We start from the raw sequence: 25,110 nt of genomic DNA on the forward strand, positions 1-25,110 counted from the left end.
GCCTTGAACTCCCGTATCTGGCCAGATTCATGAACATTCTCCTGCTTGGTTCCGGCGGCCGCGAACACGCTCTGGCGTGGAAAATCGCCGCTTCCCCGCGCTGCTGACCAAATTGTGGTGCGCGCCGGGCAATGCCGGCATCGCGCGCGAAGCTGAATGCGTCGCGCTCGACGTTGCGAATCATGGCGCGGTGATCGAGTTCTGCAAAACGAACGCTGTGGATCTCGTCGTGGTCGGCCCTGAAACGCCGCTTGCTGCCGGGATCGTCGACGATCTCGCCGGTGCCGGCATCAAGGCGTTCGGTCCGAGCAAGCAGGCGGCGCAACTTGAGGGCTCCAAGGGATTTACGAAGGACCTGTGCCGCGAATTCGATATTCCGACTGGCGCCTATCGTCGTTTTGACAATGCGGCCGACGCTCTCGCCTATGTGCGCACGCAGGGCGCGCCGATCGTGGTCAAGGCCGATGGGTTGGCCGCCGGCAAGGGCGTCGTGGTAGCGAAGACTTTGGCTGAGGCGGAAGCTGCCATCGCCATGATGTTCGACGGCGCGTTCGGCGCGGCCGGCACGGAAGTCGTGATCGAGGAATTCCTCGCCGGCCGCGAGATCAGCTTCTTCGCGCTATGCGACGGCGACACCGCGATCCCGCTCGCTTCGGCGCAGGACCACAAGCGCGTGTTCGATCACGACGAGGGGCCGAACACCGGCGGCATGGGCGCCTATTCGCCGACGCCGTTCGTGACGGCTGAAATTCACGACCAGATCATGGCACGGATCATCCTGCCGACGGTTGCGGGGATGAAGAAGCGCGGTACGCCGTTTCGCGGCGTGCTCTACGCCGGCGTGATGCTGACGGAGCAGGGGCCAAAACTGTTCGAATACAACGTCCGCTTTGGCGACCCCGAGTGCCAGGTGCTGATGCTGCGAATGATGTCGGACATCGTGCCGGCGTTTCTGGCGGCCTGCGACGGAGAACTGAAGCATTTCGACCTGCGCTGGTTTCCCGATCCGGCGCTGACCGTGGTGATGGCGGCGAAGGGCTATCCCGGTGATTACAAGAAGGGCACGCGCATCGACGGGCTCGATGATGCGGCCAAGATCGACGGCGTCGAAATCTTCCATGCCGGTACGGCGGCGAAGGACGGTGGCATTGTCGCCAATGGCGGCCGCGTGCTGAACGTCTGCGCGATGGGCAAGACCGTCACTGAGGCGAGGGAGCGCGCCTATCAGGCCGTCGATCGCATCAAATGGCCGGATGGTTTTTGCCGCCGTGACATCGCCTGGCAGGCGGTGGAAGCGGAGGGGCCTGTAATTATTTGATTAGTTTTGCCGCAACATTGAGGGTCGAATGGCGACGACTGGGCTCGAAAGGCTTCTTGAAATCGAAGAAAAGCTTCGCAGAGGAGAAAGTCCAAACCCGGTTTCCGTAAGAAGCTTTCTGGCTTGGTTCGGAGCCCAGCGTCGCAGCTATTGGAATGTGTGGTCAATCCGCAAAGCGCTCGAAAAAGCGAAGCTTTTGACATCGCCCGACTTTGAGTCAGCATATGTCGACTCCGAGATTCGCTTTGAGCTATTGGACGATCAAGAAGCTGTTTCCGAAGTTGATGAACTTATGAAAGCTGAAAGATCCTCCGCATCAGAGGTGGTGACCTCAATATTGCCAGCAGTTGCAGCGGATCCGACATATCGGATTAGTAAGTTGGCCGCGGCTAACAATAAGCCTTTGAGCGTCAATCCTAACGCTTCGCTTAAGGAGGCTATTACTCTAATGATGGCAAATGATTTCTCCCAATTGCCAGTCATGACAAATGAGAGAGACACTAAAGGCACTATAAGTTGGCTATCAATCGGTACCAGGTCTGTGCTGGGTAACAGCCGGACTTTCGTTCGAGAAGCTATGGACGTTCATCATGAGATTCGCGCAGATGCATCAATGTTCCAGGCTATTCCAACTATTGTGCAGCACGGTTATGTCTTGGTTAGAGGCTCAGACAATAAGATAACGGGAATTGTCACGGCGAGCGACTTGAGCCTTCAATTCCAGCAAGTCGCCGAGCCATTTTTGCTATTAAGCGAAATCGAGAATCACGTTCGAAGTTTGCTAAGTGGAAAATTTAGTAAAGCTGATTTGGTCGCCGTTCGAGACCCGTCAGATAGTGGCAGGGAAATTGACGACGTTTCCGATCTTACCTTTGGAGAGTACCTGCGGCTCTTGGAGAATGAGCAGCGATGGGAAAAGCTTGGATTGAATCTAGACCGCAAGACGTTTTGCAATCATCTAGATCAGGTCCGAGTTATTCGTAATGATGTGATGCATTTTGATCCCGATGGCGTCCCTCAATCTGATCTCGAAAAACTGAGAGATTGCGCGAAGTTCCTCCAAACTTTACAGATAATTAAAGAGAGCTGAACCGACCAAGACTTCTGTTGAAGTGTGTATCGGCCCTGTTCGGACTCTCGTGTTTGACCCCGAGCGCCCGTCAATCTCTCAGAGAGGGGATGGATTGCCGGGTCAAGCCCGGCAATGACGCTTCTCAGATACTGGCGACGTCACAACAAATCCCCACCGGCCGCGCTTGCGGTGGTGCCGTGCTCGCGGAACGCCTTGATGACGTTCTTGCCGATCTTCCACTTGTGTACTTCGTCCGGACCGTCGACCAGCCGCTGCGAGCGCACCTGGGTGTACCATTTCGCCAGCGGCGTATCCTGGCTGAAGCCGAGCGCGCCGTGGAGCTGGATCGCCGTGTCGATCACCTTGTGCACCATGTGCGCATGGAAGATCTTTGCGATCGAGTTCTCCTGGCGGATGTCGAGGCCTTTTTCCGCCTTGTAGGCGATGTGCAGCAGCATCAGGCGGCCGATATAGAGTTCGCTGGCGCAATCGGCGAGCATGAACTGCACCGCCTGCCGGTCGGCGAGCAATTTACCGAAGGTCGAGCGCTTGGTGACATGGGCGACTGCCATGTCGAGCGCGCGTTGCGCCTTGGCGACGTTGTGCATGCCGTGGCGCAGGCGTCCATAGGCGAGGCGGTGCTGGCCCATGGCAAAGCCATTGCCTTCGCCGCCGAGCAGATTGTCGGCCGGCACCTTCAGATCCCTGATCTCGATCTCGGAGTGGCCGCCGTGCAGGATGTCGTCATGCGGCCCTTCGATCGCCATGTTGGCGACGTTGCGCTTGATCTTATAGCCGGGGTTCGGCAACTCCACGATGAAGGTGGAATACTGCTTGTGCCGCGGCGCGTTCGGATCGGTCTTGGCCATCACCAGCGCCATGTCGGCCACGCTGGCGGAGGAGGAAAACCACTTCTCGCCGTTCAGGACGTAGTTCTCGTTGCCGTCCTTGACTGCCGTGGTCTGCATGCCGGTGGCGTCGGCACCAGCGGCCTTTTCCGTCATCGAGAAGCAGATCCGCTTGTCGCCGTTGAGTAGGGGTTTAAGGAACTTCTCCTTCTGATATTCCGTGCCGTGGGCCAGGATCGTCATCATCGAGGCGTCGTCGGGACCTTGCGTGTTCATCGACAGCGCACCCAGCATGCTCTCGCCGAGCTCCATCTGCACCAGCGCGTTGGCGAGCGGGCCGAGGCCCATGCCGCCATATTCCTTCGGCACCCACGGGCACCACAGGCCGCGCGCCCGGGCCTTGGTCCGTAGCGGGCCGAGTACTTCAGCGAGCGGCTTGGTGTCGAGTTCCTTCTCCGCAGGGATGCATTCCTCGTGCACCCATTTGCGGACCTTCTCGCGGATCGCCTTGGCCTCAGACGGGATTTCGAAATCGATCGACATCGCTGGTTTCCTCGCGTCTTGTTGTTGGTCGGACTTGAGGGATGGCATAAACCTGCGGTCTGCCAGCGGCAACGGCAAACAAAGTTTGAAGCAAGTGCTGCAGCCCACGAAGGAGCGCCCATGCCCGATCTTGCCGATCTGTTTCCCGGATACGCGGCCGAATGGATCAACACCTCGTCGGGCCGCATCTTTGCCCGTGTCGGCGGCAACGGCCCGCCGCTTTTGCTGCTGCACGGGTTTTCGTCGACGCATGTGATGTGGCACCAAGTCGCGCCGCAGCTCGCGGACCAGTTCACGCTGATCATCGCTGACCTGCCGGGCTATGGCTGGTCGGACATGCCCCGCAGCGATGAGAACCATACGCCCTACACCAAGCGCGCGATGGCGCAGGCGATGGTGGAGGCGATGGAGCAACTCGGCCACGTGCATTTCGCGCTCGCCGGACACGACCGCGGCGGCCGCGTGTCATACCGGCTGGCGCTCGATCATCCCGGCCGGTTGTCGAAGCTCGCGGTGCTCGATATCGCGCCGACCTATGACTATTGGGAGAAGCTGAACCGGCTTTCGGCGCTGAAGATCTACCACTGGGCGTTTCTGGCGCAGCCCTATCCGCTGCCGGAAACGCTGATCGCCAACAACGGAGAATTCTTCCTCAGGTACAAGATGGCCAGCCAGACCAAATCGAAGACGCTTGACGCGATTGATCCGCGCGCGCTGGAACATTATCTCGCGCCATTCCGCGATCCCGCCCGCGTGCATGCGATGTGCGAGGACTACCGCGCCGGTGCCTATGCCGACTATGAGATCGACAAGGCCGATTTCGAGGCCGGAAAGAAGATCACGGTCCCGATGCTGGCGCTGTGGGGCGATGCCGGCGTCGCGCCTGCTGCAACGACGCCGCTCGATGCGTGGAAGAAATGGGCTACGAACGTGGAAGGTGCGCCGGTGGACTCGGGGCATTTTCTGGCGGAGGAGAATCCGGACGTGACGGCGAAATTGTTAAAAGAATTCTTCATGGCACCATGAGTTGGCGCGGACCTCTCCTACGTCATTGCGAGGAGCGGAGCGACGAAGCAATCCATCCGTCCGTTATGTCGCGGCGTGGATTGCTTCGCTTCGCTCGCAATGACGGCGGGGCTACCGTCTCACCTTGAAGAACTCCTTGAGCAGCGCTGCCGCCTCTGTCTCTCCCACAGCCGAGTAAACCTCCGGCACGTGATGGCAGGTCGGCTGCGCGAAGAACCGCACGCCGGAATCCACCGCGCCGCCCTTGGGATCGGCGGCGCCGTAATAGAGCCGCCGGATCCGCGCAAACGAGATCGCGCCGGCGCACATCGTGCAGGGCTCCAGCGTGACGTAGAGGTCGCAATCGACCAGCCGCTCGGTCCCGATGACCTCCGCCGCCTGCCGGATCGCCAATATTTCGGCGTGCGCGGTCGGATCGCGGTCGGTCAGCGTCCGGTTGCCGGCGGTGGCGATCACCTCGTAATCCCGCACGATCACGCAGCCGATCGGAACTTCGCCGGCCTTTCCGGCGTTTTCGGCCGTTTTTAGCGCCAAATCCATGAAAGAAGGGGCAGTCATGCCTCGTATCATTGGAATAAACCTGCTATGAGGGCCGCCTTCAGCAAACGTGGATGCCGGTTTTGCGTGAGAATGCGCCTTGAGCGAAGTGCGCGCGCGTTATCGCTATGACAGCCCATCCTGATCCGCCTGATGGCCATTTTATTCGGACCCAAGAGAACATTCATGCCCCGCGATAACGACAAAAACAACGATTCCCGCGGCCGGCGGGACCGTCCCGGGGGCGGCCAGGGCCGCGCCGGCGGAGGCAAGGGCCGCTCGGGAGCGGCGCGGGGGCCTGAGAAGAAGTTTGCCAAGCGCGGCTTTGGCGCCCGGGATGGCGACGAGCGCGGCGGTGAGCGGCGTCCCTATGCCGGGAAGTCCGAAGGGGCAAAATCGTTCGGCAAGAAGCCTTACGCCGGCAAGCGGGAAGGTGCTTCGTTCCGCCGCGACGACGACCGTCCGCCGCGCCGGGATTTTGGCGATCGGCCTCGGGCAAGATTTGACCGGGAGGATCGTTCCGGCGGTGATCGCCCCGAGCGGGGGCCGCGCAAGGATTTTCGCGCGCGGGACGATCGCGATGGCGACAAGCGTTCGTTCAAACCGCGTGGCGATCGGGGGAGCTATGCTCGCGACGAGCGTCCCGCGCGTCGCGAGCGCGAAGAGGGCCGTCCGGCCGGGCGTTTTCAGGACAGGAAATTCGGCGATAAGCGGCCTTACACGCCGCGCGGAGAAGGTTTCCGCAAAGACGGCGACCGTCCGCGTGGCGATCGGCCCTATGGTGATCGTGCGCCGCGCGATGGCGAGAAGCGATTTTCGCGCAGTCCACGCAAGGATTTTGGCGATCGTCCCGAACGCGGTGAGGACAAGCCTTGGCAAAGGCGTGATGATCGTGGTGGCGGCGAACGCCCACGGTTTTCGCGCTCGCGCGAGGACCGGCCGAAGTTCGATCGTCCGCGCGAGCGCGGCGATCGAGACCGTGACAGGGAGCGGCCGGCAGGCCGCACCGAGTGGCAGGAGCATCCGCGCAGCGAGGGACGCTTTCGCGACCGGCCGCGCCGCGACAACGAGGACGACGGCAAGATCTTCGCAAAGCGCCCGGCCTTCGGCGGCCGTGGCGCGTATCGCGAGCGCCCGACCGATGTCGACAAGCGCGCGCCGCGCGCGGAGCCGAAGCCGAAGAAGGCCGGAGAGCGGATCGCCAAGGTGGTCGCCCGCGCGGGCCTGGCCTCGCGCCGCGATGCCGAGGAATGGATCACGCAAGGCCGCGTCACCGTCAACGGCCGCGTCATCAATTCGCCGGCGCTCGACGTCACCGCCAATGACGTGATCGCCGTCGATGGCAAGGTGTTGCCGCCGCGCGAGCGCACGCGACTGTTCATGTATCACAAGCCGCGCGGGCTGATGACCACGCATGCCGATCCCGAAGGGCGGCCGACCGTGTTCGACAATCTGCCGGAAGGCCTGCCGCGGCTGATCTCGGTCGGCCGGCTCGATTTCAACACCGAGGGCCTGCTGCTGCTGACCAATGACGGCGGACTCGCGCGTGCGCTCGAACTGCCCGACACCGGCTGGCTCAGGCGTTATCGCGTGCGCGCTCACGGCGAGGTCACGCAGGCGCAGCTCGATGAACTGAAAAAAGGCGTCGAAGTCGACGGCGTCAAGTACGGCTCGATCGATGCAACGCTGGAGCGCGACCAGGGCGCCAACGTCTGGCTGGTGTTCGCGATCCGCGAAGGCAAGAACCGCGAGGTCCGCAACGTCATGGCGCATCTCGGCCTCGAGGTGAACCGCCTGATCCGCGTCTCCTACGGACCGTTCCAGCTCGGCGAACTGGCCGAGGGCCAGGTCGAGGAGGTCAAGACCCGTGTGCTGCGCGAGCAGCTCGGCGAGAAGATCGCTGCACTCGCGGGCGCGGATTTCAACCGGCCGATGCCGGGCGAGAAATCCGATAGTGAGGACGACGCAGCGCGCGGCAAGAAGCCGTTCAAGCCGGCGGGCAAGAGCGCGCTGATCGCCGACCGCAAGGGCCGCCGCGTGCTGGTGCAGCGCACCGGCAGCGAGGAAGCCCGCGCGCGCAACGAGGACGAGGCCAACGGCTACGGCCCGCCGCGCCGCCCGCGACGCGGCTATCACGGCAAGCGCGACCTGAAGCCGCGGGACGAGTAGGGACGCCAGATGAGTGTCGCGCTTCCTTTGGTCTCTGCCCCGGCGGATACTGCGTTCCCTCCCCCCTTGCGGGGGAGGGCTAGGGAGAGGGGTATCCCACGGGAAGTCTGCCCGTGTGGCACCCCCTTCCCCAACCCTTCCCCGCAAGGGGGAAGGGAGCACAGCCGGGCCGCACGTTGATGCGTGTCGTCGGCGGACGATTGAAGGGCCGTAATATCGCCTCGCCCTCCTCCCGGGACATTCGCCCGACGGCGGATCGCCTGCGCGAGTCCGTGTTCAACATCCTGATCCACGCCTACGACGATCCGATTCAAGGCGCGCGCGTGCTCGACCTGTTCGCCGGTACCGGCGCGCTCGGCATCGAGGCGGTGTCGCGCGGCGCCAGCTTCACGCTGTTCGTCGACAACGGCGCCGAAGCGCGCGCGCTGTTGCGCAACAATGTCGAGGCGCTGGGGCTCGGCGGCGTGACAAAAGTCTATCGCCGCGACGCCGCCAATCTCGGCCCGGCGCATCCGGTCGAGCCGTTCTCGCTGGTGTTTCTCGATCCGCCTTATGGCAAGGGGCTAGCGGAGAAGGCGCTGGTCTCGCTGCGCGGCGGCGGCTGGCTGACGGCGGGGGCGCTGCTGGTCGTGGAGGAATCGAAGGATGCGGCGTTCGCAGCGCCCGAGGGCTTCGAGGAGCTCGAGCGGCGGGCGTATGACGATACGGAGTTCGTGTTTTTGCGGAGCAGATGACCGCGCTGCTTCCGTAACCACAACTGTCGTCGTCCGCACACCTGACCGGGCGATCCAGTACGCCGCGGCTTCTCGGCTCTATTGTTGGTGTCTCTGGAATACTGGATCGCCCGCCCCAGTGCGCAATTGCGCACAAGGCGGGCGACGACATTTGAATGTGCGGAAGCGCTACTCCTAACGCCGCCCGAACAGCTTCTCGATATCGCTCAACTTCAACTCCACATAGGTCGGGCGGCCGTGGTTGCACTGGCCGGAATTCGGCGTGTCTTCCATCTCGCGCAGAAGCGCGTTCATCTCTTCGGGCTTGAGGCGTCTGCCGGCGCGGACCGAGCCGTGGCAGGCCATGGTGGCGGCGACATGCATCAGGCGGCGCTCCAGCGGCAGCGCCTCGTCCCATTCGGCCATGTGCTCGGCGAGATCGCGCAGCAACCCTGCGGCATTCGCCTTGCCGAGCAGCGACGGTGTCTCGCGCACCGCCACCGCGCCGGGGCCGAAGGATTCGATCGCAAGTCCGAAGGAGGCGAGTTCCTCGGCGCGCGCCAGCAGCTTCTCGACGGTCGCCTCATCGAGCTCGACGATTTCGGGGATCAGCAGAATCTGCCGCTGCACGCCGTTCTTCGCCAGCGACGCCTTCAGCTTCTCGTAGACAATGCGTTCATGGGCGGCGTGCTGATCCACGACGATCAGGCCGTCGCGGGTCTGCGAGACGATATAGGTCTCGTGGATTTGCGTCCGGGCCGCGCCGAGCGGTCGGTCGAGCAGGTCGGCAAAGGGCTGCGCCTCGAAGCGCACGTCGGCGGTCGGCGCGCCGACATCGAACGCGGCTTGCCCGGCTTCGGCGAGCGCCGTTGCCGCCGCGCCTTCGAACGAAGGCCTGACCGGATAGGCCGGCGAACTCCGCCAGTCCCAGTTGGTCGGGCGCGCCGCAAAGGACGGACGAAACGCCGACAGCGCCGCACCGTCGGTATTGGCAGCGGTGCGCCGGCCCTCGCGGGCGAGGCCATCCTTGAGCGCATGCACGATCAGCGCACGAACAAGCCCGGCGTTGCGAAACCGCACCTCGGTCTTGGCCGGATGCACGTTGGCGTCGACCTCCTGCGGCGCCAGCGTCACGAACAGCGCGACGACCGGATGCCGGTCGCGCGGCAGATAGTCGGAATAGGCCGCGCGCACCGCGCCGAGGATGAGCTTGTCGCGGACCGGGCGGCCGTTGACGAACAGATATTGCCCGAGCGCATTGGCGCGGGTCAGCGAGGGGGCGGCGGCAAAGCCCTCGACCACGACGCCTTCGCGCTCGGAGCGCACTTCAATGGCGCAAGAACGGAAATCGTGACCCAAGATGTCGCCGAGCCGCGTCAGCCGGCCCGCAGCACCCGGCAGCGCCGCGGCCCAGGTCACCGGCGCGCGTTCCTCGCCGGCCAAGGTGAAAGCGATGTCGGGCCGCGCCATCGCGAGGCGCCGCACCACTTCGCGGATCGCCTCGGCCTCGGTGCGGTCGGTCTTGAGGAATTTCAGCCGGGCGGGCGTTGCATAAAAGAGATCGCTGACCTCGACGCGGGTGCCTTGCGACAGCGCGGCCGGCATGATCTGCGATTTCAGGCCGCCTTCGACCGACAGCGACCAGGCATGCGGTTCGCTGGCGTGGCGCGTGGTGATACCGAGCTTCGCTACGGCGCCGATCGAGGGCAGGGCCTCGCCGCGAAAGCCCAGCGTTCGAATGCGTAACAGATCCTCATCATCGAGCTTCGAGGTGGCGTGACGGTCGACGGCGAGTGCGAGATCGCCATGAGTCATTCCGCTGCCGTCATCGATGATGCCGATCCGCCGCCTGCCGCCGCCATCGGTGAAAATGTCGACGCGGCTGGCGCTGGCGTCGATGGCGTTTTCGACCAGTTCCTTCACCACGCTCGCGGGACGCTCGACCACTTCGCCGGCGGCGATGCGGTTGACGACCTGTTCGGGAAGCTGGCGGACGGGCATGAGGTCTCAGATCGATTCGAGGCTGGACGACGATTTTACGCGGCTACCGAGTCAAATGCATGTGTTCAAAATATTTTTACGGAACTTTCCGGATGCTGCGGAGGCGCCGAATATGCGGTCTGCATGTGGCCAAGGATTCGCAAAATGACCTCGAAATCCCTGCACGATCACCACATCGCGCGGCTTGCATGGCGAGCGCACCGTTCGCGGATAACGACTGATCCGGCGATGAACATGTTCGGGTTGTGAACGGTGCCTGAAGAAACCGAACTGTTTGTCGTTCGACAAAACCTTGGAGAAATGGATGAAGCTAGTGAAAACCTCGGCGATCGCGGTTGCAATCTCGGCTCTGCTTGCCGGTCCGGTACTGGGCGCAAGGCGCCTCATCCGACACCCAGATCCGCGGCGGAGCAAAGGGCACGACCCAGATGCAGGGCGGCGCGGCGGGCAGCATGGACGAAGACGCGCCGGCGGGCGCCGCGGGCCAGAGGGCAGGCGCCAAGCCGGGTGCTAAAGGCACCGTCGGAGCGGGCGGTAGTGCAGCGCCGCCCAAGGCCACGGGCGGAGCGGCGACCCCTCCAGCAAGCAGCCGCTAAGTGCCTGGAGGAAACCCGCCTCCTCCGACGGGTTGCTCTCCAACAGAACTCCGGCCGTGTGGCGGCCGGAGTTTTTTTGTGCCTCGACCGGCGACCCGCGAACCGAAAGCTCGGCCCGGCGGCTCTATTTGACGAGAACGCGCTGACATTCTTTCGCGCAATCAAAGGGAGCTGCTATGTTTTATCGCAAGAATTTGCCGGGCTGGGAGCGGGCGATGCGGACGATCGGGGGCGTTGTGATGATCGCCTATGGGCTGCTCGGCATGCCCGGCACGACGGCCGGCTACCTGATCGCGGCCACCGGCGCGGTCGCAATCGCGACCGGATTTTTCGGCTTTTGTCCGATGCGCCATGGTCGGCCGCAGGCTTCCCTCATCATGAGCGTGTTGGTCCGTGCGGGGCGCTTCAATCCCTCGCTGATCGAGGCCGCTCGCGGCGGCGACACCGCGGCGCGGGTGTCGCTGATCGCAGCCGCTCAGCCGGATATCCGCCGCTATGCCGCACGCAGTTGCCGCGCGGCCGATATCGACGACGCGGTTCAGGAAACGCTGCTGCTGTTGTACCGGCGGGTCGGCACGTTGCGCGCGGTGACGTCGTTTTCGGCGTGGCTGTTTTCGGTGGCGCGCCGCGCCTGCCTTCGCTTGCTGCGCCGCGCGACGGAAACACGGGCGGCCGACGATGCGAAGGCGCGCCTGGCGCATCTTGCGCCAGAAGACATTCGCATCGATCTTTCTCGCGCCATCCAGTCGCTGCCCGACCACTATCGCGAGGTGATACTGCTGCGCGATATCGAGGAGTTGTCGATCGACGAGATCGCTGGTGTTCTTGGGTTGACACGCGAAAGCGTCAAGGTGCGCATTCACCGCGCGCGGATCATGATCCGGGAATATCTAGTTCGCGATTGAGACGTCGTGATCGGCGGTTCAATCGTCAAAGCGCGCCGTGCGTTTCGCCTTGACGTCGCTGCGGCGCTTCTTGCCTTCCAGCCGCCGCTGCTTCGATCCGAAGGTCGGCTTGGTCGGTCGGCGCGGCGTCGGGCGGATCAGGGCCTCGCGCAACAATTCGAGCAGGCGATCGATGGCGTCGGCCCGGTTGCGCTCCTGGGTGCGGAAGCGCTGGGCGTGGATCACGATCACGCCCTCCTTGGTCATGCGCTGGCCGGCGAGCCGCACCAGCCGTGCGGCCGCATCCTCCGGCAGCGCGATCTTGCGCGTGTCGAAACGGAGCTGCGCTGCGGTCGCGAGCTTGTTGACATTCTGCCCGCCCGGGCCGGAGGCGCGGACGAAGCCGATCTCAATGTCGTTTTCGTCAATCGTGAGGTCGCGGGAAACCCGCAGCATGGCGTTCACCGGAATGCTAGAGAATCGGCGAATGCAAGATAGCGGTTTTGAATTGAAGCCGCTTGCCGCGCGCTCGGTCGTTCCCTCCCGCCTTGCGGGGGAGGGTTAGGGAGAGGGGTAAGCCACAAGCACCGGAACTCGCGGCCACCCCTCTCCCCAGCCCTCCCCCGCACGGGGGGAGGGAGCGCAGAGTGCCGTATCGCTAGAGTGTAGCTAAGCTTAAAGGCCTAGTTCGCTCTCGGCGGCGCCGCGGCGGGCTGCGCGGCGGCTTGCGGGGCGCGGCCGACGATCACGGTGAGCAAGCCCTGGCCCCACAGCTTCTGCGCCGCCTTTTTGGCGTCGTCCAGCGTGACCGCGTCGACCAGGGCATTGCGCTTCTCGATGTAGTCGATCGGCAGCTTGTCGAGCTGGTATTGCAGCAGTGCCTGCGCCAGCTTCGAAGAGGTGTCGAGCGCCAGCATCTGCGAGCCCTTGAGGTACGACTTGGCCTCGTCCAGCTCCTTCTGGGTCGGGCCTTCCTCGGCGATGCGGCGGATTTCCTTCTCGATCGCGTCCACCGTCTCACCGGCGCGGTCGGCACGGGTGCCGGTATTGCCGATGAACAGCGCGGAGCGATCCATCCAGAGCAGGGATTCATAAACGGAATAGGCAAGGCCGCGCTTTTCGCGCACCTCCCTGTAGAGCCGCGATGACAGCCCGCCGCCGCCGAGGATGTGGTTCACGACGTAGGCGGCCATGAAATTCGGATCGTGGCGGCGAACGCCGGGGCCGCCGAACGTCACCACGGTCTGCGGCACGTCGAGCGGCACGAACGCGCGCTGCGGCGGCTTGGTGGCCTCGACCTCGGCGATCGGCGTGAGGCTGGCCTTGGCCGGCAGTCCGCCGAACGTCTTGTCCAGGAGCTTGCCGAGCGTGTCGGCATCGACGTCGCCGACCACAGCGATCCGCAAGTTATCCTTTGCAATCACGCGGCGGACGTAGTCCTTCATGTCGGCGACATCGATCTTCGGCACGCTGTCGAGCGTGCCGTTGGCCTGCCGGCCGTAGGGATGATCGCCAAAAGCGACTTCCAGGAATTTACGGCTCGCCAGCGAGGTCGGGTTGGTGGTGTCGCGGCGCAGCCCGGAGAGCACCTGCGCGCGAATGCGCTCGACGTCGGCGGCATCGAAACGCGGCGAGGTCAGCGCCAGATGGAGCAGGCCGAAAGCCTCGTCCTTGTTGTCCTTGAGCATCCGAAGCGAGCCGCGGAAATAATCCCGGGTCGACGAAAAGCTCAGTTCGATGGCGCGGCGCTCGAGGCGCTCGTGGAAGGTTTTGGAATCGAGATCGCCGGAGCCTTCATCGAGCAGGCTGGCGACCATGTTGCCGACGCCGGACTTGCCGGCCGGATCCTGGGCGGCGCCGCCGGCGAAGGCGTATTCCATCGCTATCAGCGGCACAGTGGCGTCCTGCACGAACCAGGCCTCGATGCCGCCAGGCGAGACCAGCCGCTGGATCTTGGCTGCGGCGTGCGACGGGCTCGCCGCCAGCAACAGCAGGACGGTGACGGCGATCAGGGCGGATGCGAGGCGCTGCGCGGAAATCGAAAAACGGATCACGAGCGCTTCTCCTCGCGTTTTTGCGCGGTATCCTTGATCAGATAGCCCGTCACCGAGCGTTTCTTGTCGAGCCATTTCTGCGCGGCGTCACGGACCTGCTCGGCGGTGACGGCGCGAATCCGGTCCGGCCAGCTCCTGATGTCGTCGATGGAAAGCCCCGTGGTCAGCGCGCCGCCATACCAGCGCGCCAGCGTGGCCTGGTTGTCCTGGGCGTAGATCGCTTCCGCAATCAACTGGGTCTTGACCCGCTCGAGATCCTCGGCGCGGGCCGGGTTTTGGATGACCTCCGCGATCACGCCGTCGATCACCTGCTCTACTTGCGAAAACTCCACGCCGGGCTTTGGCGAAACCGAGATCGAGAACTGCGAGGGATCCAGCGCGGTGCCCTGGTAACCGGCACCGGCGCTGATCGCGAGCTGACGGTCGATTACCAGTGCGCGATAGAGATAGGAGTTGGAGCCGCCGCCCATCAGCTGCGCGAGCACGTCGAGCGCCGGGCCTTCGCCGGCCGCAGCGGTCGTGGAAGAGGGGACGAGATAATAGCGCCGCAGGCTGGTCTGTTCGACGCGCGGATCGGACAGCGTCACCGTGCGCGGTGCCGCTGGCACCGGCTCCTGCGGGCGGATTCGTTGCGCCGCAATGGCCGGCTGCGCCGGGATGCCGCCATAGGCCTTCTCGACCATCGCTTGGACTTCCTTGGCATCGACGTCGCCCGCGATCACCAGGATCGCGTTGTTCGGCGCGTAGAAGCGCTTGTAGAACGCCAGCGCATCCTCGCGGTCGAGCTTCTCGATCTCCTGGCGCCAGCCGATCACCGGGCGGCCATAGGGATGGTTGAGATACAGCGCCGCCATGATCTGCTCGGTGAGCCGGGCGTCCGGATTGTTGGCGACCCGCATGTTGAATTCCTCGAGCACGACATCGCGCTCGGGAAGCACGTTCTCATCCTTGAGGATGAGGCCGGTCATGCGGTCGGCCTCGAATTCCATCATTTTCGCCAACTGCTCGCGCGGCACGCGCTGGAAATAGCCGGTGTAATCGAGCGAGGTGAAGGCGTTCTCGTTGCCGCCGATCCGCAGCACGGTCTGCGAAAATTCACCGGCGGGATGTTTCGCGGTCCCCTTGAACATCAGATGTTCGAGGAAGTGCGCCAGTCCGGATTTGCCCGGCGTCTCGTCGGCGGAGCCGACCTTGTACCACATCATCTGCGTGACGACGGGCGTGCGGTGATCCGGGATCACCACGACTTGCAGGCCGTTGTCGAGGGTGAAGCTGGCGGGACGTTCCGACGTGACCGTGGTCTGGGCGAATGCGCCGCCGGCGGAGAAAGCAAACGTCGAGATGAGGGCTATCGCGAGAGAAACGGCAAGACGGTGTGAGGACATCATGACCTATCTGGCGCTAAAATTCCGCAAAGCTGGTTGCCGGCCCTGCGAAACGAATCCGCGCAAATGTTAGAAGTAACCCGACAAAACCGTTCGGGATCAAAGCCGCGGCATCGTACACCGCGCTTGGTTCCGGCAATCGTCACGATGGCGAGAGATCAGCTTAACTAATCGCCATATTTGCCCTTGGCCGGATTATATTCCTTGTTCAGCGATTCCTTCGGTCCGGTGCCGTAGGCAAAATTGGACGACGGTGTCTGGTAGCCGGGCGGAGGCTGGGTCAGCGATTCCCGCGTCGGCTCACCCTTGAAGGGAGCCGTTTCGGTCTTGCTGCCACCGAACAGGCCGCTGAAGCCGCCGTTATAGCCGAGCTGCGACGGGCTCAGGATCGGATTGTTGTTGGAGGTGCCAGGCTGCACCGGATCATTGTCCTTGCGCGCGGGCGCCGCGGTCTTGCCTACCGCGAGTTCGGCCGGCGTCAGGATGCGGGACGCTTCACGCGGGTCCTTGTTCTCTTTCTTGCGGGCCGCAATGGCCGCCTTGCGGCGCTGCTCGTCGGGGTCCTTTGGCCAGTTCGGCGCCTTCGCGTCGGCCGCGGCCGCGGCTGGCGGCGGCAAATCCAGCTTGGGTGGAACGACCAGCGGGGAGCGCTCGCGGTATTCGATGCCGCGATTTTCCATGTTGGTGCCGCCAAGGCCGCGCATGATGCCTTCGATGATCTTTTCCTCGAAGGTCTTGTCGTCTTCGTCCTCGTCGTCAGCCGCGCGCACGGGGCCAGCGGCCATCACGAGACCTATGCCGAGAGCGATGGCGGCGAACCGCAGCGCCCGGGTGAGCGAGCTGGTCTGCATCATCCAGAAGAAGCGGGGTTCGGTCTCGCGCATCGCGCTGTTCCCATTCCAATTTCTGCAACACGCGGGGGCCGGGCTTAAGGGGCCTAACGGCGCCAGACCGCAGGGGTCGTATCGGCCGGGATCAGGGCGCTTTTGCGGCGGGTACCCCCAGGAACGAGTCATACAATAGGCCCGCTACCCCGGCAACAATGGCCACATCCGCAAGGTTAAACACGTACCAATTGAAGGTTTTTCCCCCGATCTCGATGTGGAACAGGGCGAAATCGACCACCGCGCCGTGCACGAATCGGTCGATGCCGTTGCCGAGCGCGCCGCCGATGATCAGGCCGAGCGCCAGCGTCGCGAGACGCGTGCTGGAGCGTGCCATCCAGATCCCCAGCACGATCACCGCAATCGCCTTGATCGCCATCAGCGCAAGCTGGGCGAGTTGGTTATCGCTCTGGAACCAGCCGAAGCTGATCCCGACGTTCCAGGCCAGCACCAGGTCGAAGAACGGCGTGACCCTGACCGCGCCGCGATTGGCGAGATCGAAGACGTAGAGCAACCAAAGCTTCGAGGCCTGGTCGATCACCAGCGTCACGAGCGCGGCAACGGCGCCGGCGCGAAGGTGAGGGGTCACGAAGCGCTCCTTGCCGGACACTTATCTCGCCTTCTTCTTTTTCTTCTTTTTCGACGCGGTCGCAGACGACTTTCTTCCCGCCTTCTTGGCGGTCTTTTTGTCCGCCTTCTTTACCGCTTTCTTCTTAGCTCCCTTCTTGGCCGCCTTCGTTGCCGAAGCTGCCTTTTTGGATTTGGCGGCTTTCCTGACCTTGGCTTTCTTGGCTTTGGCTTTCTTGGCCGTGGTTTTGTTGGCCGCGGTCTTGTTGGCCTTGGCTTTCTTCGTTGTGGCCTTCTTGGCTGCAGCCTTTTTGGGTTCTGCTTTCTTGACTTCGGCCTTGGGTTCGGGGGCGCTCTTGGCCTTCGCCTCGCTCTTGGCTTGCTCGGCCTCCGCGGTTTCCAAAACCTTCCTGGCTCTGACCTTCTTGGCAGTCGTGTCCGCCGTCACCTTTCCTGAACCGGCCTGCTCCGGCGCTTCCTCTGCTTGTTGCGGTTGTTCTACAGGTTGCTGCTCGACCAACGCGACAGGCCTGGCGGCCGCTACGGCTGCATCGGCCGGCTTATGGCCCTCGGCAAGCGCCTTCCATTCCCGCAACGCTTGCGCGTCGCGCGGGGAGACGTCGGGATACTCGGCGTCTTCGCCAACCGTGGGCAGGATCTTCCACGACCGCGCGCATTTAGTGCCAACTGCCCTTTCGACCACAACGGCGACGCCGGGCACGTCGGCGAGGCTGAATGCGCTGGCCGGCGCATCGTCGTTGGTCACCATCGCGTTCGAAGTGATGCAGACCTCGGCCAGATCGATGTCGAGCAGCGTGTTGAAGATATTCTTGTCCGACACATAGACCAGCGGCGAGGCCTCGAGCGATGAGCCGATGTTCTTGGCCGCGCGTTCGACTTCGAGCGCGCCGGTGACGACACGGCGGACGTCGCGAATGGTCTCCCACTTCTCCGCCAACTTCTCGTCGCGGAATTGGTCAAAACTTTCGGGGAACAGCGTCAGGTGCACCGAGGCTCCCGCGTCCGGCTTGTACATCCGCCACGCCTCTTCGGTCGTGAAGCTGAGCACCGGCGCCAGCCAGCGCAGGATCGCATCGCAGATGATGTCGATCGCGGTCAGCGCTGCCTTGCGCGTGACCGAGGACGGCGGATCGCAGTAGAGCGCGTCCTTGCGGATATCGAAATAGAACGCCGACAATTCGCTGTTCATGAACGCCGCCAGCGTCGCGACCACGGTCTTGTAGTCGAACTCGGCATAGGCCTGGCGCACGATTGTCGCGCGTTTCGCCAGTTCGTGCAGCATCAAGCGTTCCAGCTCGGGCATGTCGCCATGGGCGACCGCGTCGGCCGGGTTGAAATGATGCAGCGTGCCGAGCATCCAGCGGATCGAGTTGCGCAGCTTGCGATAGGTCTCGATGGTGTTCTTGAGGATCTCCGGTCCGATGCGCTGGTCGTCGGCATAGTCGGTGGCGGAGACCCACAGCCGCAGGATATCCGCGCCCGAATCCTTCATCACCTTCTGCGGCTCGACGGTGTTGCCGAGCGACTTCGACATCTTGCGGCCGTTCTCGTCCAGCGTGAAGCCGTGAGTCAGCACCACGTCATAGGGCGCGCGGCCGCGGGTGCCCGCGCTTTCCAAGAGCGAGGAATGAAACCAGCCGCGATGCTGGTCGCTGCCCTCGAGATACATCACGGTGTCCTCGCCGCCATCGACCTTACGGACGATGTTGCCAAGGCTTGGAAAATTCTGGCGGTCCTCCAGCACGAAGGCATGCGTCGAGCCGGAGTCGAACCAGACGTCGAGGATGTCGTCGATCTTTTTCCAGTCTTCGCCAGCGCGTTCGCCCAGGAAACGTTCACGTGCGCCGTCCATGTACCAGGCGTCGGCCCCTTCCTCCATGAAGGCTTCGACGATGCGCTGGTTGACGATGTCGTCCTGCAGGATTTCGGCGGAGCCGTCGCCCTTCTCGCGCACGAACACGGCGATCGGCACGCCCCAGGCGCGCTGGCGCGAGATCACCCAGTCCGGGCGGCCGGCGATCATGCCGTTGATGCGATTCTGCCCTGCGGGCGGCACCCATTGCGTCACCGAGATCGATTTCAGAGCCCGGTTCCGCAAAGTGTCATCGCCGGCCATCGTCATGGGGGTATTCACACCACTGCCCCAAACCAGCTTGTTTGGAGTGATTGCTTTATCCATCGCGATGAACCATTGCGGCGTGTTGCGGAAGATCACCGGCTTCTTCGAGCGCCAGGAATGCGGATACTGATGCTTGAGCCGCCCGCGCGCCAAAAGCTTGCCGGCCTCGACCAGCGCCTTGATGACGGCATCGTTGGCGTCGCCCTTCTCGCCCTTGTCGTTGATGACGCGCCTGCCGGTGAAGCCAGGAGCGTGATCGGTGAAAGCACCGTTCTCGTCGACGGTGTAGGGGATGGCGGTGTTGATGCCGCGTTGATCGAGTTCACGCGCATTTGCCGTCCAGACGTCGAAGTCTTCGCGGCCATGGCCCGGTGCGGTATGGACGAAGCCGGTACCGGTGTCGTCGGTGACATGGTCGCCGGGCAACAGCGGCACCATGAACTCGTAGCCACCGCTAAATCCCTTTAACGGATGGGCACATTCCACGGCGTCGAGCGTATCGCCGGGCAGGTCGCGCACCTTTTCATAGGCGGTGACGCGCGCCTGCTTGAATACTTCTACTGCAAGAGCATCGGCGAGGATCAGAAGATCGCCGGTCTTCGCCCAATTGTCGGCAGGCGCATCTGTGACCTTGTAGAGGCCATAGGCGATCTTCGGCGAGAACGAGATGGCGCGGTTGCCGGGCAGCGTCCACGGCGTCGTGGTCCAGATCACCACGGAAGCCTCGGCCAGCGCGCCATGCGCCGGCGAGGTGACCGGAAACTTCACCCAGACCATGTCGGAGGTGTAGTCCTCGTACTCGACCTCGGCTTCGGCCAGCGCGGTCTTCTCGACCACGCTCCACATCACGGGCTTGGAGCCGCGATAGAGCGTGCCGTTGGCGGCGAACTTCATCAATTCGCGCGCGATCTGGGCTTCGGCCGGATAGCTCATGGTGGCGTAGGGGTGGTCCCAATCGCCGATGATGCCGAGCCGCTTGAACTCCTCACGCTGTACGTTGAGCCAGTGCGTCGCATAGGCGCGGCACTCCTTGCGGAACGCCACCATCGCGGTGGAGTCGCGGAAGTCCGGCTTCGGCTTGCCCTTGGAGCGGTAGTTCTCTTCCTCGATCTTCCATTCGATCGGCAGGCCGTGACAGTCCCAGCCCGGCACGTAGTTGGAATCGAAGCCGAGCATCTGCTGGCTCTTGGTCACGACGTCCTTGAGGATCTTGTTCAGCGCGTGGCCGATATGGATGTTGCCGTTGGCATAGGGCGGCCCGTCATGCAGCACGAATTTGGCGCGGCCCTGCGCGCTCTCGCGCAGCTTTCCGTAGAGGTCGATCCCGTTCCAGTATTTGAGGATCTCCGGCTCGCGCTGCGGCAGGCCGGCGCGCATCGGGAATTCCGTCTGCGGCAGGAACAGGGTTTTCGAATAATCTGTGACGTCGGACTTTTGCGGCTGTTGGGACATGAATGCTCTGGTTTGGCTCGAAGACGGCGCTGAAAAGCGGATATCGCGGGGTGAACAGGGAAATCCCGGTCTTGCGCCGAGCCAAAGCTCAGGCGGAAGCCGGGCCGCTAATGCTGATGGTGCGCCGCGCAAACATGGGGCTTTCCATAGCAGGGGGCCGGGAAAATCGCAAAGCCTGCTGGCGGGCGGACTGTCAGCCCTGTCGCGACCGGGCCGGGTTTCCCGCGACGGTGACGCCCGCGCCGACGTCCCGCGTGACCACGCTGCCGGCGCCGATTACGGCGCCATCACCGATCGTGACGCCGGGCAGGATGATGGCGCCGCCGCCGATCCAGACATCGCTGCCGATTCGCACCGGACGGCCGAATTCAAGGCCGGTTCGCCGCGTTTCGGCATCGCGCGGGTGGTCGGCGGCGTAGATTTGCGTCGCCGGTCCGATCTGGGTGCGGTCGCCGATCGTCACCTCGACCACGTCGAGGATGACGCAATTGAAGTTGAGAAACACCTCATCGCTGAGCTGTATATTGTAGCCATAGTCGCAAAAGAACGGCGGACGGATCACGGCGCCGGTGCCGACACGGCCGAAATGGGCCGATAGCAGCGCATGCCGCTCGGACACAGGCGCAGCCAGCGCCGCATTGTAGCGCGCGAGCCAGGCCTTGTTGGCGGCGGCATCCGCCTGCAGTTCGGGATCGCCAGGGCGATAGAGTTCGCCGGCCAGCATTTTTTGCTTTTCGGTCTTGCTCAACCGATCACTCCAAGCTTGGGAAAAGCATCCGGAGCGGCAGCCAGCCGCTCGCGGGCGCGCGCGCTGTCGTCGTCCATCTGCCGGATCAACGCGTCGATCGAGTCGAATTTAAGTTCGTCCCGGATGAAGCCGATGAAGGCGATATCGAGCACCGCGCCGTAGAGGTCGCCCTTGAAGTCGAACAGGAACACTTCCAACAGCGGGGCGCCGTTGTCGAAAGTCGGGCGGCGGCCGAAGCTTGCGACGGCGTCGAAGCGCACATGATCCTTTCCTTGCCCGTGGCCGACCCGCACCGCATAGATGCCATGCTTGAGGCTGCAATTCTTGTCGAGGCGGATGTTGGCGGTGGGGTATCCGAGGTCACGGCCGCGCTTGTCGCCATGGATCACCGCGCCGCTGACGAACCACGGTCCGCCCAGCATGGCGGTGGCTTCGTCGATCTGGCCCTCCGCCAGCGCCATGCGGATCGCGCTGGAGGACACCGGCCGCTCCTCGATATCGACATGGGCCTGAACGTCGACCTCGATGCCGAGCCGCGGCCCCTCGCTGACCAACAGGCTCGGCGAACCGGCCCGTCCCTTGCCGAAATGAAAGTCGTAGCCAACGGCAATGCCGCTGACGCCGAGCCGCCCGATCAGGTCATGGTGAATGAAATCTTGCGCCGAGGTTCCGGCGCGGGTCTTGTCGAAGGTCATCACGACCGCGCCGTTCAGTCCCGTTCCGGCCAGCAGCCGCAGCTTGTTGGTCTCGTCGGAGAGGCGGAACTGGGGGCTGTTCGGGCTGAAAAAGCTGCGCGGATGCGGCTCGAAAGTGACGGCAAAGGCCGGCTTGCCGTGGGCGCGGCCCATCCGCAAAGCCGCGTCAATCACGGCCCGGTGGCCCAGATGGACGCCGTCGAAATTGCCCATCGCGACCACCGCCCCGCGGGGGATGTCGGCGGCAGGGGTCGCGTCTCGGATAACGGTAAAACCAGTTGTCATTTCAGGGATTCTTGGTCTCGGTGAAGGCGGCCGGACGGTGACGCGGCGCCGCCGTCGAAGTCAAGCCGGGCGCGGCGGGTCAAAACGGATGCAGTCCGGTGTCGTCGGGTTAACGGGCTGTTTAACGGCTGATGCTACAGGTGGGGGGAGGACTGCGGGTCCCGCAGGCCTGTCGATTTTTTGTGGCGTAAAGCGTCGAGTGGGGGAAAAGATGGCGGTTGATTTGTCCATGCCGGTTCTGGTGGTTGATGACTACAGCACCATGATCCGCATCATCCGAAATCTTTTGAAGCAACTCGGCTTCGACAACATCGACGACGCCAGCGACGGCTCGGCCGCGCTGAACAAAATGCGCAGCAAGAAATACGGACTGGTGATCTCGGACTGGAACATGGAGCCGATGACCGGCTACGACCTGCTCAAGGAAGTCCGCGCCGACCCCAACCTTGCCACCACGCCCTTCATCATGATCACGGCGGAATCCAAGACCGAGAACGTGATCGCCGCCAAGAAGGCCGGCGTGAACAATTACATCGTCAAGCCGTTCAACGCGGCGACGCTGAAGACCAAGATCGAGGCGGTCTTCCCGGACATGGCGACGGCGTAAGGCGCCTGGTCTCCAGCTCGCTCCAATTCTCGTGATGCCCGGCCCAATCCCGGGCATGCTGCGCTCTCATGAGCCCTACCAGGTCTTGCGTTTTCGGATGATGTAAGGCCCATTCCTACTTTGCATGGGGTTGTTTTCGCAATTTTGAGTCCGGTGCAGCGATGCACCTACCACCGCAGCTCCCGCATCAGCGCGCGGGGCGGGTGACCGAACAGCTCTTTCACCGAGGCCGGGTCGAGCTGGTCGATGCCCTCGAACTCCTCGGAATGGATGCCGCGGGTGAGGAAAAGACAATCGATTCCGAAGCCGTGCGCGCCGGTGAGATCGGTCCGCACCGAATCCCCGATGGCCAGCACGCGGTCGAGCGGTGCCGAATGGCCGCGGCGCTCGGCGGCGAGCGCCATCGCGCGTTCATAAATCGGCCGGTGCGGCTTGCCGTAGAAGATCGCCTCGCCGCCGAGCTCGCGATAAAGCTCGGCGATCGCGCCGGCGCAATAGATCAGCCGGTCGCCGCGTTCGACGACGATGTCGGGGTTGGCGCAGACCAGCGGCAGTTTGTGCTCGCGCGCCTGCAGCAGCATCGCGCGATAGTCTTCCGCCGATTCGGTTTCATCGTCGAACAGGCCGGTGCAGATGATGTAGTCGGCCTGCTCCAGCGGCGCCATCACGGCGTCGAGTCCGCGATGGATCGAGGAGTCCCGTTCCGGACCGATCCAGAATATCTTCTTGCCGGGGTGATCGGCGACGAAACTCCGGGTCAGGTCCCCGGAACTGACGATGGCGTCGTAGGTTTCGTCGGCGACGCCGAGCTTGCGCAATTGGCGCTGCACGGAATCGGCCGGCCGCGGTGCGTTGGTGATCAGGATGACGGTAGCTCCGCGCTGGCGGCAGGTGTGCAGCGCCTCGCAGGCTTCGGGGAAGGACTCCAGCCCATTGTGCACCACGCCCCAGATATCGGACAGGATGACCTCGACGCCGTCCATGAGGTCGCGTAGCCGCTCGACGAAGCGCAATGAGGTCATGATTCCGGAAGCCCGTTAGCCCGGTCCCGCGGCACGGCGCGCCAACGCGGCATTGCCGGTCGCGCGCATCGGGGGCTCCGCGGCCTGGCTGGCCATGGGGACGGGGTTGCTGGGGCCATTGGGGCTGCCGGATTCCTTGTTCGCTGTCGCCCCGCCGGTAGCAGATGCCCCCTCGGGCCGCAACGGCCGCGGCGGTGCAAACAGAAAGCCCTGTCCAAACCGCACGTCATAGTCGAGCAGGTCCACCACCGCGCGCTCGCCCTCGATCTTCTCGGCGATCAGGTCGATGCCGAAACGGCCGAGCAGGTCGGAAAGATCGGAAGGGTGGATGTCCGAGGTCGAGCTCTGCTTGGGATCGAGCAGCAATGCCGCGGGCACCTTGATGAAACGGACGCCGCGATCGGCGAGGTCGCGCGGCTCGATCCGCAAGTCGGTGACATGGTCGATCGAGAAACGATAACCACGCTGCGACAGCGCGGCCAGATTCTCGATTTCGGTCGGGCGGAGATTGCGGAACGTCGCCTGCTTGAACTCGAGCACGAAGGAGGGCGCCAGCGCCCGATTGGCCTCGAGGAAGTCGAGGCATTGCGCGAAATTGGCGGCATTGCCGAGCGTCGCCGCAGAGACGTTGCAGAACACGCCGACGTCCTTGTTGCGCACCATCAGGCGGCGCAGCACCTGGATACAGCGCAGCATCACCATGTGATCGATTTTGCCGATCAACCCGCCGGCTTCGGCGGTGGGGATGAAATCATCGGCGGCGAGGATCTGATCCCTGTCGTCGCGCAGCCGCGTCACCGCCTCGTAGAAGCGCACCTTGCGCTGCGGCAGCGTCACCATCGGCTGCAGGTAGATGTCGAGCCGGTTTTCCTCGACGGCGTTCTTCACCGCGGCGAGCAGTTGCGGCTGGTTGCGCGAGGGCGGAGCGGCTTCCGCGGCAGTTGCAGCCGCTGCCGGCCTTGCGGCAGCAGCCGGTGCGGGCCTGGCGACGATCGGCGCGGCTTGCTCCGCGGCGACCGCCGGTTCGCTCGGAGGTTCGGGATCCGGCCGGCCGGCCGGGGCGGGGGGCGCCGCCGCCGCGCCCGCGGCCAACAGATCCTCATGGCCCGCCACCGAGACGGCCAGTTGCTTGACCAGGACGCCGAGCTCGTTGATTTCGCCGACCACCGCCTGGATGCGGTCGGAGCTTGCGGAATTCGCCGACACCAGGCGGCCCTCGACGGCGGCGAGCCGGCGGCCGAATTCGGCGACCTGACGGGCGAGGTCGGCGGTGCCACGGGAAAGATCGGCGATCTGGCCGCCGACATCCGAGCGGTCGCGCAACCGCATCGATACGGCGTTGTAAAGGATCAGGAAGGTCAGCGCGGTGAGCGCCACGATCGCGGATTCGGTGCCGTTGAAGCCCGCCACCGTATGCAGGACGAGGCCGAGCGAGGCTGCAACCAGCACCATGCAGATGGCGATGAAAATCGTCGAAATGCGAATCATGTCGCGCGCTACGCCTTCAGGTCCGAACTGTGCTCCCCCGGGAAAACACGGAAGTTTCAGGCATCGTCTGACTTGC

Annotated in this window: 18 protein-coding genes and 2 pseudogenes; 7 read left to right on the top strand and 13 right to left on the bottom strand. The window is 63.8% G+C overall.

Going from position 1 to position 25,110, the window contains the following annotated elements:
- Nucleotides 1–29 precede the first annotated feature (29 nt).
- Both purD and V1273_RS06205 read left to right on the top strand, forming a co-directional pair.
- Nucleotides 30–1,318: pseudogene (purD, locus tag V1273_RS06200) on the top strand (phosphoribosylamine--glycine ligase).
- Between the two features lie 28 nt (nt 1,319–1,346).
- The gene (locus tag V1273_RS06205) at nt 1,347–2,408 is read left to right on the top strand and encodes a CBS domain-containing protein (RefSeq protein ID WP_334409049.1); all 1,062 of its coding nucleotides are present in this window, start codon (nt 1,347–1,349) and stop codon (nt 2,406–2,408) included.
- A 140-nt stretch (nt 2,409–2,548) separates the two neighbouring features.
- Here V1273_RS06205 and V1273_RS06210 read toward each other — a convergent pair whose 3' ends face one another.
- Nucleotides 2,549–3,781 carry an acyl-CoA dehydrogenase family protein gene (locus V1273_RS06210; protein WP_334409050.1) on the bottom strand — a complete coding sequence of 411 codons (1,233 nt, stop codon included), beginning with the start codon at nt 3,779–3,781 and terminating at the stop codon, nt 2,549–2,551.
- 120 nt (nt 3,782–3,901) lie between these two features.
- On the opposite strand from V1273_RS06210, the gene V1273_RS06215 reads away from it, so the two are divergent.
- Nucleotides 3,902–4,807 (top strand): alpha/beta fold hydrolase, encoded by a 906-nt coding sequence (locus V1273_RS06215; RefSeq protein WP_334409051.1) that lies wholly within the window; start codon nt 3,902–3,904, stop codon nt 4,805–4,807.
- Between the two features lie 111 nt (nt 4,808–4,918).
- Here the strand turns inward: V1273_RS06215 and V1273_RS06220 are convergent, their stop codons facing one another.
- Nucleotides 4,919–5,377, bottom strand: coding sequence for a nucleoside deaminase (locus V1273_RS06220; protein ID WP_334366742.1), 459 nt, complete (start codon nt 5,375–5,377; stop codon nt 4,919–4,921).
- Nucleotides 5,378–5,530: 153 nt separating this feature from the next.
- On the opposite strand from V1273_RS06220, the gene V1273_RS06225 reads away from it, so the two are divergent.
- On the top strand, nt 5,531–7,513 hold the full coding sequence (locus V1273_RS06225; RefSeq protein WP_334409052.1) for a pseudouridine synthase: 1,983 nt from the start codon (nt 5,531–5,533) through the stop codon (nt 7,511–7,513).
- A 179-nt stretch (nt 7,514–7,692) separates the two neighbouring features.
- On the top strand, nt 7,693–8,247 hold the full coding sequence (gene rsmD, locus V1273_RS06230; protein ID WP_334409053.1) for a 16S rRNA (guanine(966)-N(2))-methyltransferase RsmD: 555 nt from the start codon (nt 7,693–7,695) through the stop codon (nt 8,245–8,247).
- Between the two features lie 174 nt (nt 8,248–8,421).
- On the opposite strand, the gene mutL is transcribed toward rsmD, so the two are convergent.
- Complete coding sequence (gene mutL / locus V1273_RS06235) at nt 8,422–10,227, bottom strand: DNA mismatch repair endonuclease MutL (protein WP_334409054.1); 1,806 nt, start codon at nt 10,225–10,227, stop codon at nt 8,422–8,424.
- A gap of 772 nt (nt 10,228–10,999) precedes the next feature.
- Between mutL and V1273_RS06240 the strand changes: the two genes are divergently transcribed.
- Entirely contained in the window at nt 11,000–11,728 is a 729-nt protein-coding gene (locus tag V1273_RS06240; RefSeq protein WP_334409055.1) for a sigma-70 family RNA polymerase sigma factor, read from the top strand.
- A gap of 18 nt (nt 11,729–11,746) precedes the next feature.
- Here V1273_RS06240 and arfB read toward each other — a convergent pair whose 3' ends face one another.
- The 8 genes and pseudogenes from arfB to V1273_RS06280 all read right to left on the bottom strand — a co-directional run bounded on the left by arfB (nt 11,747) and on the right by V1273_RS06280 (nt 21,917).
- A complete protein-coding gene (gene arfB / locus V1273_RS06245) occupies nt 11,747–12,163 on the bottom strand; it encodes an alternative ribosome rescue aminoacyl-tRNA hydrolase ArfB (RefSeq protein ID WP_213288168.1) in 417 nt (138 codons plus the stop codon).
- A gap of 227 nt (nt 12,164–12,390) precedes the next feature.
- Entirely contained in the window at nt 12,391–13,761 is a 1,371-nt protein-coding gene (locus V1273_RS06250; RefSeq protein WP_442894067.1) for a M16 family metallopeptidase, read from the bottom strand.
- Nucleotides 13,758–15,149 (bottom strand): M16 family metallopeptidase, encoded by a 1,392-nt coding sequence (locus V1273_RS06255; RefSeq protein ID WP_442894068.1) that lies wholly within the window; start codon nt 15,147–15,149, stop codon nt 13,758–13,760. The genes V1273_RS06250 and V1273_RS06255 overlap by 4 nt, the downstream gene beginning before the upstream one ends.
- 164 nt (nt 15,150–15,313) lie before the next feature.
- On the bottom strand, nt 15,314–16,030 hold the full coding sequence (locus V1273_RS06260) for a hypothetical protein (RefSeq protein ID WP_334366750.1): 717 nt from the start codon (nt 16,028–16,030) through the stop codon (nt 15,314–15,316).
- 91 nt (nt 16,031–16,121) lie between these two features.
- A complete protein-coding gene (lspA, locus tag V1273_RS06265; protein ID WP_334412181.1) occupies nt 16,122–16,619 on the bottom strand; it encodes a signal peptidase II in 498 nt (165 codons plus the stop codon).
- Between the two features lie 552 nt (nt 16,620–17,171).
- A pseudogene (gene ileS / locus V1273_RS06270) lies at nt 17,172–20,189 on the bottom strand (isoleucine--tRNA ligase); the annotation flags it as partial.
- Nucleotides 20,190–20,382: 193 nt separating this feature from the next.
- Nucleotides 20,383–20,937 carry a sugar O-acetyltransferase gene (locus tag V1273_RS06275; RefSeq protein WP_334409058.1) on the bottom strand — a complete coding sequence of 185 codons (555 nt, stop codon included), beginning with the start codon at nt 20,935–20,937 and terminating at the stop codon, nt 20,383–20,385.
- Entirely contained in the window at nt 20,934–21,917 is a 984-nt protein-coding gene (locus V1273_RS06280) for a bifunctional riboflavin kinase/FAD synthetase (protein ID WP_334409059.1), read from the bottom strand. Before V1273_RS06280 ends, V1273_RS06275 begins: the two co-directional genes overlap by 4 nt.
- Before the next feature lie 211 nt (nt 21,918–22,128).
- On the opposite strand from V1273_RS06280, the gene V1273_RS06285 reads away from it, so the two are divergent.
- Entirely contained in the window at nt 22,129–22,524 is a 396-nt protein-coding gene (locus V1273_RS06285; protein WP_028350718.1) for a response regulator, read from the top strand.
- 167 nt (nt 22,525–22,691) lie between these two features.
- Here the strand turns inward: V1273_RS06285 and V1273_RS06290 are convergent, their stop codons facing one another.
- The gene (locus V1273_RS06290; protein WP_334366755.1) at nt 22,692–23,546 is read right to left on the bottom strand and encodes a TIGR01459 family HAD-type hydrolase; all 855 of its coding nucleotides are present in this window, start codon (nt 23,544–23,546) and stop codon (nt 22,692–22,694) included.
- A gap of 15 nt (nt 23,547–23,561) precedes the next feature.
- Nucleotides 23,562–25,034, bottom strand: coding sequence for an EAL domain-containing protein (locus V1273_RS06295; RefSeq protein ID WP_334409060.1), 1,473 nt, complete (start codon nt 25,032–25,034; stop codon nt 23,562–23,564).
- Nucleotides 25,035–25,110 lie beyond the last annotated feature (76 nt).

It is taken from the genome of Bradyrhizobium sp. AZCC 1721 (assembly GCF_036924715.1).
Lineage (GTDB): Bacteria > Pseudomonadota > Alphaproteobacteria > Rhizobiales > Xanthobacteraceae > Bradyrhizobium.

Bases quoted from the DNA above. Each gene is read 5' to 3' on its own strand.
- arfB (WP_213288168.1), bottom strand. From the start codon at position 12,163: ATGCTGCGGGTTTCCCGCGACCTCACGATTGACGAAAACGACATTGAG.
- V1273_RS06215 (WP_334409051.1), top strand. From the start codon at position 3,902: ATGCCCGATCTTGCCGATCTGTTTCCCGGATACGCGGCCGAATGGATC.
- V1273_RS06280 (WP_334409059.1), bottom strand. From the start codon at position 21,917: ATGACAACTGGTTTTACCGTTATCCGAGACGCGACCCCTGCCGCCGAC.
- V1273_RS06260 (WP_334366750.1), bottom strand. From the start codon at position 16,030: ATGCGCGAGACCGAACCCCGCTTCTTCTGGATGATGCAGACCAGCTCG.
- mutL (WP_334409054.1), bottom strand. From the start codon at position 10,227: ATGCCCGTCCGCCAGCTTCCCGAACAGGTCGTCAACCGCATCGCCGCC.
- V1273_RS06290 (WP_334366755.1), bottom strand. From the start codon at position 23,546: ATGACCTCATTGCGCTTCGTCGAGCGGCTACGCGACCTCATGGACGGC.
- V1273_RS06285 (WP_028350718.1), top strand. From the start codon at position 22,129: ATGGCGGTTGATTTGTCCATGCCGGTTCTGGTGGTTGATGACTACAGC.
- rsmD (WP_334409053.1), top strand. From the start codon at position 7,693: ATGCGTGTCGTCGGCGGACGATTGAAGGGCCGTAATATCGCCTCGCCC.
- V1273_RS06255 (WP_442894068.1), bottom strand. From the start codon at position 15,149: ATGATGTCCTCACACCGTCTTGCCGTTTCTCTCGCGATAGCCCTCATC.
- V1273_RS06295 (WP_334409060.1), bottom strand. From the start codon at position 25,034: ATGATTCGCATTTCGACGATTTTCATCGCCATCTGCATGGTGCTGGTT.
- V1273_RS06220 (WP_334366742.1), bottom strand. From the start codon at position 5,377: ATGATACGAGGCATGACTGCCCCTTCTTTCATGGATTTGGCGCTAAAA.
- V1273_RS06225 (WP_334409052.1), top strand. From the start codon at position 5,531: ATGCCCCGCGATAACGACAAAAACAACGATTCCCGCGGCCGGCGGGAC.
- V1273_RS06240 (WP_334409055.1), top strand. From the start codon at position 11,000: ATGTTTTATCGCAAGAATTTGCCGGGCTGGGAGCGGGCGATGCGGACG.
- V1273_RS06210 (WP_334409050.1), bottom strand. From the start codon at position 3,781: ATGTCGATCGATTTCGAAATCCCGTCTGAGGCCAAGGCGATCCGCGAG.
- V1273_RS06205 (WP_334409049.1), top strand. From the start codon at position 1,347: ATGGCGACGACTGGGCTCGAAAGGCTTCTTGAAATCGAAGAAAAGCTT.